8 protein-coding genes are annotated in these 6,470 nt (G+C 70.9%); 6 read left to right on the top strand and 2 right to left on the bottom strand.

Annotated features, from left to right (window positions below; all coding sequences use genetic code 11):
* Positions 1-94: 94 nt before the first annotated feature.
* The gene (locus HW578_RS21225; protein WP_198372710.1) at positions 95-352 is read right to left on the bottom strand and encodes a Stf0 family sulfotransferase; all 258 of its coding nucleotides are present in this window, start codon (positions 350-352) and stop codon (positions 95-97) included.
* 187 nt (positions 353-539) lie between these two features.
* Here HW578_RS21225 and rpiB point away from each other — a divergent pair, with 187 nt between their 5' ends.
* From rpiB to HW578_RS21205, 4 genes are read left to right on the top strand one after another with little or no spacing between them, the layout of a single operon-like run.
* A complete protein-coding gene (gene rpiB, locus HW578_RS21220) occupies positions 540-998 on the top strand; it encodes a ribose 5-phosphate isomerase B (RefSeq protein ID WP_198372709.1) in 459 nt (152 codons plus the stop codon).
* Positions 995-2,314 carry a serine hydroxymethyltransferase gene (gene glyA / locus HW578_RS21215; RefSeq protein WP_198372708.1) on the top strand — a complete coding sequence of 440 codons (1,320 nt, stop codon included), beginning with the start codon at positions 995-997 and terminating at the stop codon, positions 2,312-2,314. Before rpiB ends, glyA begins: the two co-directional genes overlap by 4 nt.
* Before the next feature lie 10 nt (positions 2,315-2,324).
* Complete coding sequence (gene nrdR / locus HW578_RS21210) at positions 2,325-2,780, top strand: transcriptional regulator NrdR (protein WP_198372707.1); 456 nt, start codon at positions 2,325-2,327, stop codon at positions 2,778-2,780.
* Positions 2,781-2,791: 11 nt separating this feature from the next.
* Complete coding sequence (locus HW578_RS21205) at positions 2,792-3,460, top strand: zinc metallopeptidase (protein WP_198372706.1); 669 nt, start codon at positions 2,792-2,794, stop codon at positions 3,458-3,460.
* A 38-nt stretch (positions 3,461-3,498) separates the two neighbouring features.
* Here the strand turns inward: HW578_RS21205 and HW578_RS21200 are convergent, their stop codons facing one another.
* Positions 3,499-4,476 (bottom strand): Bug family tripartite tricarboxylate transporter substrate binding protein, encoded by a 978-nt coding sequence (locus HW578_RS21200; protein WP_198372705.1) that lies wholly within the window; start codon positions 4,474-4,476, stop codon positions 3,499-3,501.
* A 110-nt stretch (positions 4,477-4,586) separates the two neighbouring features.
* On the opposite strand from HW578_RS21200, the gene HW578_RS21195 reads away from it, so the two are divergent.
* Together HW578_RS21195 and ribD are read left to right on the top strand one after the other, a co-directional pair.
* The gene (locus HW578_RS21195; protein WP_198372704.1) at positions 4,587-5,531 is read left to right on the top strand and encodes a LysR substrate-binding domain-containing protein; all 945 of its coding nucleotides are present in this window, start codon (positions 4,587-4,589) and stop codon (positions 5,529-5,531) included.
* A 34-nt stretch (positions 5,532-5,565) separates the two neighbouring features.
* On the top strand, positions 5,566-6,470 hold a 905-nt coding region (ribD, locus tag HW578_RS21190; RefSeq protein ID WP_232479176.1), incomplete at its 3' end, for a bifunctional diaminohydroxyphosphoribosylaminopyrimidine deaminase/5-amino-6-(5-phosphoribosylamino)uracil reductase RibD.

Genomic DNA, 6,470 nt, shown 5'->3' with positions numbered 1-6,470 from the left:
GCTACTCGCCTGACGGGAGAGGTGCGCCCACCGCACGACCGGCGGGCTCGAAGACGACCCCCAAGGCCGCTTCCAGGACACCGCCACATCTTCATCAGCCGATCACGCAGGTTTCGCAGAGCTCTCCATTGGGCGTAGCATGCGTGGTGGCGACCCACTTCACGTAGTCCGTCAACGATATCGGCTCAGGGGCGTCGAAACGCCTGCCATAGGCGCCGCGGCGCACGATATCAGGATTGAGGAATTCGGTTGGTTTTCCCAGCCTTGCGGTAATTGCGATATAGTCACAGACGAGATTGCTACCGGACCGGGCAGTCGTGCATATGACAAATCGCTTTGGGGCGGTGTTCATGTGAAATGGCCGGTTAGCGACGCTTCGCGCCCCCACCGAGCTGCCGATGGGGGTGTGGCCGATGAACACCGTCCACCGCCGCGCCGCAAGGGTGATCGTCCCATGTGGTAGCGCGAGCCGCAGCCGCCCGGGCGAAGCGCGTTTTTAGGCACGCTTCGCAAGTTAAGTATGGACAGGATCACGCCAAGTGCCCGAGCAAGCCCTCCCCATCGCCTCCGACCACGCCGGCCTCCCCCTGAAGCTCGCCCTCAAGGCTGCCCTCGAAGCGGAAGGCCACACCGTCATCGACCTCGGCACCCACGGCGCCGAGTCCGTCGACTACCCCGACTACGCCGCCAAGGTGGCGCGGGCCGTCGCCGCCGGGCAAGCCCCCTTCGGCGTCCTTGTCTGCGGCTCGGGCATCGGCATGGCCATCGCCGCCAACCGCCACACCGGCATCCGCGCCGCCGTCCTGCACGATTCGACCGAGGCGCGCCTCACCCGCGCCCACAACGACGCCAACATCGCCTGCTTCGGGGCACGGACCATCGGCGTCGAGACCGCCCTCGATGCCCTGCGCACCTTCCTCGCCACCCCCTTCGAGGGCGGGCGCCATCAACGCCGGGTGGACAAGCTCGACCCCCCCGGCGCAAAAACGACTGCATGACGACCCCCGCCCCGACCCGCTCCCCCGACGGCGCCGCCCCCCCCGCCGCCAGCTTCTTCGGCGCCTCGCTGGCCGAGGCCGACCCGGCCATCGCCGCTGCCGTCGCCCAGGAGCTCACCCGCCAGCAGGACGGCATCGAGCTCATCGCAAGCGAGAATATCGTCTCGCGCGCCGTGCTCGAGGCCCAGGGCTCCGTGCTGACCAACAAATACGCCGAGGGGTATCCCGGCCGCCGCTACTACGGCGGCTGCGAAGCGGTGGACATCGCCGAGCGCCTGGCGATCGAACGCGCCTGCCAGCTGTTTGGCTGCGGCTTCGCCAATGTGCAGCCGCATTCCGGCGCCCAGGCCAACCAGGCGGTGTTCCTGGCCCTGCTGCAGCCCGGCGACACCTTCATGGGCCTGGATCTCGCCGCCGGCGGGCACCTGACGCATGGCTCGCCCGCCAACCAGTCGGGCAAGTGGTTCAAGCCGGTGCCCTACACGGTGCGGCGCGAGGACCAGCGGATCGACATGGCGGAGGTCCGGCGCATCGCGCTCGAATCGAAGCCGAAGGTGATCATCGCGGGCGGGTCCGCCTATGCCCGCACCTGGGACTTCGCCGGCTTCCGCGCCATCGCGGACGAGGTCGGCGCGTTGTTCATGGTGGACATGGCGCATTTCGCGGGGCTGGTGGCGGGTGGTGCGCACCCGTCGCCCTTCCCGCATGCGCATGTGGTGACCACCACCACCCACAAGACGCTGCGCGGCCCGCGCGGGGGCATGATCCTCACGAATGACGAGGCGCTCGCCAAGAAGTTCAACAGCGCCGTCTTCCCTGGCCTCCAGGGCGGTCCGCTGATGCATGTCATCGCCGCCAAGGCCGTCGCCTTCGGCGAGGCGCTCCGCCCGGACTTCCGCGCCTATGCCGCTGCGATCGTGGCCAACGCCAAGGCGCTGGCCGAGGAACTCAAGGCCCAGGGCCTCGACCTGGTGACCGGCGGCACCGACAACCACCTGCTGCTGGTCGACCTGCGCCCCAAGAAGCTGAACGGCAAGATCGCCGAGGCGGCGCTCAACCGCGCCCACCTGACCTGCAACAAGAACGCCATTCCCTTCGACCCCGAGAAGCCGATGGTGACCTCCGGCGTGCGGCTCGGCACGCCGGCCGGCACCACGCGCGGTTTCGGCACGGCGGAATTCCGCGAGGTCGGCCGCCTGATCGGGGAGGTGCTGGACGGTGCCGCGGCGTCGAACGCCGATGGCGTGAACACCGCCGTGGAGACGGCGGTCGCCGCCAAGGTGCTGGAGCTCTGCCGCCGCTTCCCGGTGTATTGAGGCAGGCCCCATGAAGTGCCCCTTCTGCGGTTCCGAGGACACGCAGGTGAAGGACAGCCGGCCGGCCGAGGACAGTGCCGCGATCCGGCGCCGCCGCGCCTGTCCTTCCTGCGGGGCGCGCTTCACCACCTTCGAGCGCGTGCAGTTGCGCGAGATCACGGTGCTGAAAACGGACGGCCGCCGCGCGCCCTTCGACCGGGAGAAGCTGGCGCGGTCCATCCGTGTGGCCTTGCGCAAGCGCCCGGTCGATGAGGACCGCATCGAGCGGCTCGTCAACTCGATCCAGCGCCGGCTCGAGACCGAGGGCGAGACCGAAATCGCCTCGCGCAAGATCGGCGAACTGGTCATGGAGAGCCTGCGCGAGCTCGACCAGGTCGCCTATGTCCGCTTCGCCAGCGTCTACCGCAATTTCGGCGAGGCGAAGGACTTCCAGGCTTTCCTCGGCGAGCTCGGCAGCAAGGACTGACATCGGCCGCCATGGTCATCGCCGGTGGCGTGGTCCTGCTGCTGCTGGTCTTCGGGCCCATAGCCTATGTGAAGTGGGCCATGGCCCGGCACGGCGACGACCGGCCGGACCTGCCGGGCACCGGCGGCGAACTGGCGCGGCACCTGCTGGACGAGGCCGGGCTGCAGCATGTCGCCGTCGAACCCACCGACCAGGGCGACCACTACGACCCGGCCGCGCTCGCGGTGCGCCTCGCGCCCGAACACCATGATGGCCGGTCGGTGACCGCGGTCGCGGTTGCGGCGCATGAGGTCGCGCACGCCGTCCAGCATCGCGACGGGGCGCGGCTGTTCCACCTGCGCCTCGCGCTGGCGCGCATCGTCTCGCCGCTGCGCATTGTGGCGGTGGCGCTGATGACCGTGCTGCCGCTGCTGGGTGCCGTGGCCGGGGCGGGGCACCTGGTGCTGCCCTCGATGCTGCTGGCGTTGGCGGTCTTCGTGCTGTCGGTTGGGTTGCAACTGGTGACGCTGCCGCTGGAATTCGACGCGTCCTTCGCCCGCGCGCTGCCCGCGCTGCGGGCGGGCGGCTACCTGGCGGAACGCGACCTTTCCGCGACGCAGCGGGTGCTGCGCGCGGCGGCGATGACCTATGTGGCGGGGACGTTCCTGTCGTTGTTGCAATTGGCGCGCGTGATCCGTTAGCCCGGCGCCCCCCCACGGCTATTCGAGCCGCGCGCGCGTCACCCGAGCCGAATGCCGGCGATGCGGATGATCTGCGCGTATCGCTCTGTTTCCGCGGCTATGAACCGCGCGAAACCCTCGGCCGCCATTGGCGTCGCAGTCGCACCGAGCCGCGCCAGCGCCGAGCGGACGGCGTCGTCGGCAAGCGCCTCGTTCACCGCCGCATTCAGCCTTGCGGCGATGTCGGCCGGTAGGCCGCGTGGCGCGCCCAGCCCGAACCAGGATCCGCCCTCGTAGCCCGGCAGCACCTCGGCAACCGCCGGCACGTCGGGCAACACCTCCGCCCGCGTCGCCCCGGTGGTCGCGAGCGCGATGAGCCGTCCGGCCTGGACATGCGGCATCGAGGACGGCGCCGGATCGAACATCACATCGGCATTCCCGCGCAGCAGGTCGTCCAGCGCCTGGGCCGAGCCCGGATAGGCCACCAGCGTCAGGCGCACGCCTGCCATATGGGCGAACAGCTCGATGGCCACATGCTGCGGCGTCCCACGCCCGGCATAGGCCACGCGCAGCCGGCCTGGATTGGCGCGCGCATGGGCGATCAGCTCCGCGACTGACCGTACCGGGACCGCCGGGTGGACTTCGAGGATCAGCGGCACGCGCGCGATCGCGGCGACCGGGACGATGTCCCGCGTGAAGTCGAAGTCGAGATCGGGGAAGAGTGTCGTGTTGATGGTGTTGACGGGGCCGCAAAGCAGAAGCGTTCCGCCATCGGGTGCGGCGCGGACCACGCCGCGCGTGGCGTCGTTGCCGCTCGCCCCGGGCCGGTTGTCCACAATGACCGGGACGGCGATACGCGACGCGAGCGGCGGCGCGATGATGCGCGCCGCGATGTCGAGCGGACCATTGGGCGGAAATCCGACCACGATCCGCACCTCGCGCGCGGGATAGCCGGCGGCGCGGGATGCGCCGGCGCGCATCAGGGCGACTGTCGCCGCCGCTGCCGCCGTCAAGACGAGTCGACGCTCGCTCCTCATGGATGATCTCCTGCCGTTGGAAGGCCAGGGGCGGCCCGTTGCTGCGAAATAGGCCGGCGGGACACGGCGGAACCATTCGGGGAAAACCACGAAATCGATATGTTCCACCTATGCCACTCGATCTGAGACAACTCCGGTACTTCGTCGCGGTCGCCGAGGAGGGCCACATCACGCGCGCGGCCGAACGCCTCGGAATGGCGCAGCCGCCGCTCAGCCAGCAGATCAAGGCGATCGAGGCGCAACTCGGCGCCCCATTGTTCCGCCGCAAGCCTCGCGGGGTGGAACTGACCGACAGCGGGCGCGTCCTGCTGGAGGAAGCACGCATCATCCTCGCACACCTCGCCCAGGCCGAACGGTCGGCCCTCAGTGCTGCGCGCGGCGAATTGGGGCGCCTCAGCCTGGTCGTCGCGCCGACCGCGCCGTTCCACCCCTTCGTGCCCCGCGTGATCCGGGCCTATCGGGAGGCGTTTCCCGGCGTCACCTTGACACTGGAGGAAGCCCTGAGCCGCCCGGCGGTGCAGGCGCTGCAGGAGAGGCGGATCGACGCGGCCTTTATCCGTGCCGAGCTTCCGGACACCGCCCGCCTCACCCTCCATCGCCTGATCGACGAACCCCTGGTCGTCGCTCTGCCCGCTACCCACGCGCTGGCGTGCGACGCGGGCAGCCCGCGGCCGCTGGCCGACTTCGCACAGGAAAGCTTCGTCGCTTTCGCCCGTGCCGAAGGGCCGGGCATTTTCGAAGCGTCGCTCGCCGCCTGCCTGCGGGCCGGCTTCACGCCGCGCCTCGGCCAGGAAGCGCCCCGGATCACCTCGACGCTCGGGCTGGTCGCGGCGGGCCTCGGCATCGCGCTTGTCCCGGCCTCCATGCGGCGCGTGCAGATGGACGGCGTGGCCTATTGCGACCTTCCTGCCCAGGATTGCCCGACTGTGCCATTGCACCTGGCGGTCCGACGCGAACCCGGGTCTCTGGTGCTGCGCCACTTCGTCGATCTCGTGCGCCGGTTGCTCCGGGATGTCGGTCCCGACTGGTCAGCGCCGCCCGTTTCGGGCAGGTGAGGGAAGTCCGTTCCGGGCACCACATCCGAAGCCCATGATCCCCGACGACCTCCACCACATGCGCGCCGCCCTCGGGCTCGCCCGCCGCGGCCTCGGCAATGCCTGGCCCAACCCGGCGGTCGGCTGCGTGCTGGTGCGTCATGGCCAGGTGGTCGGACGCGGCTGGACCCAGCCGGGAGGGCGCCCGCATGCCGAGACCGAGGCGATCCGCCGCGCCGGCACGAAGGCCCGTGGCGCGACCGCCTATGTCACCCTGGAACCCTGTTCCCACCACGGCCGCACGCCGCCCTGCTGCGAGGCCCTCGAAGCCGCCGGCATCGCCCGCGTGGTGGCCGCGATGCGCGACCCCGACCCGCGGGTGAACGGCCGAGGCCTCGACCGCCTGCGCGCCGCCGGCATCGTGGTCGAGGAAGGCCTCTGCGAGGCCGAGGCGCGTGCGCTCAACGCCGGCTTCTTCCGCCGCATCGAAGCCGGCCTGCCGGTCGTCACACTGAAGCTCGCCTCCACGCTGGACGGCCGCATCGCGACCGCGACAGGCGAATCCCGCTGGATCACCGGCCCCGAGGCGCGGCGCGAGGTGCATGCGCTGCGCGCCCGCCACGACGCCATCCTGGTCGGCTCCGGCACCGTGCTGGCGGATGACCCCGACCTCACCTGCAGCATCCCGGGCATGGAGCGCGTGCCCATGCTGCGCGTCGTGGCGGACGCCCGCCTGCGCACGCCCGTCACCGCACGCCTGGTCGCGACTGCCACCGCCGCGCCGTCCTGCATCGTCACCGCGCCCGGCCATCCGCCCGCTGCGCTCGGGCCCTACATCGCCGCCGGCGTCGCCGTGCAGACCGTGCCAGCCGACCCGTCGGGCGGGCTCGACCTGCGCGCGCTGCTGGCCGCCCTCGCGCGCCGCGGCGTCACCCGCGTGCTGGCCGAGGGCGGCGCCGG

Source organism: Roseomonas rosulenta (genome assembly GCF_016106005.1).
Taxonomy (GTDB): domain Bacteria; phylum Pseudomonadota; class Alphaproteobacteria; order Acetobacterales; family Acetobacteraceae; genus Neoroseomonas; species Neoroseomonas rosulenta.
Note: the sequence above shows the minus strand (reverse complement) of the source record. Positions and strands in the feature narration are given on the sequence as shown.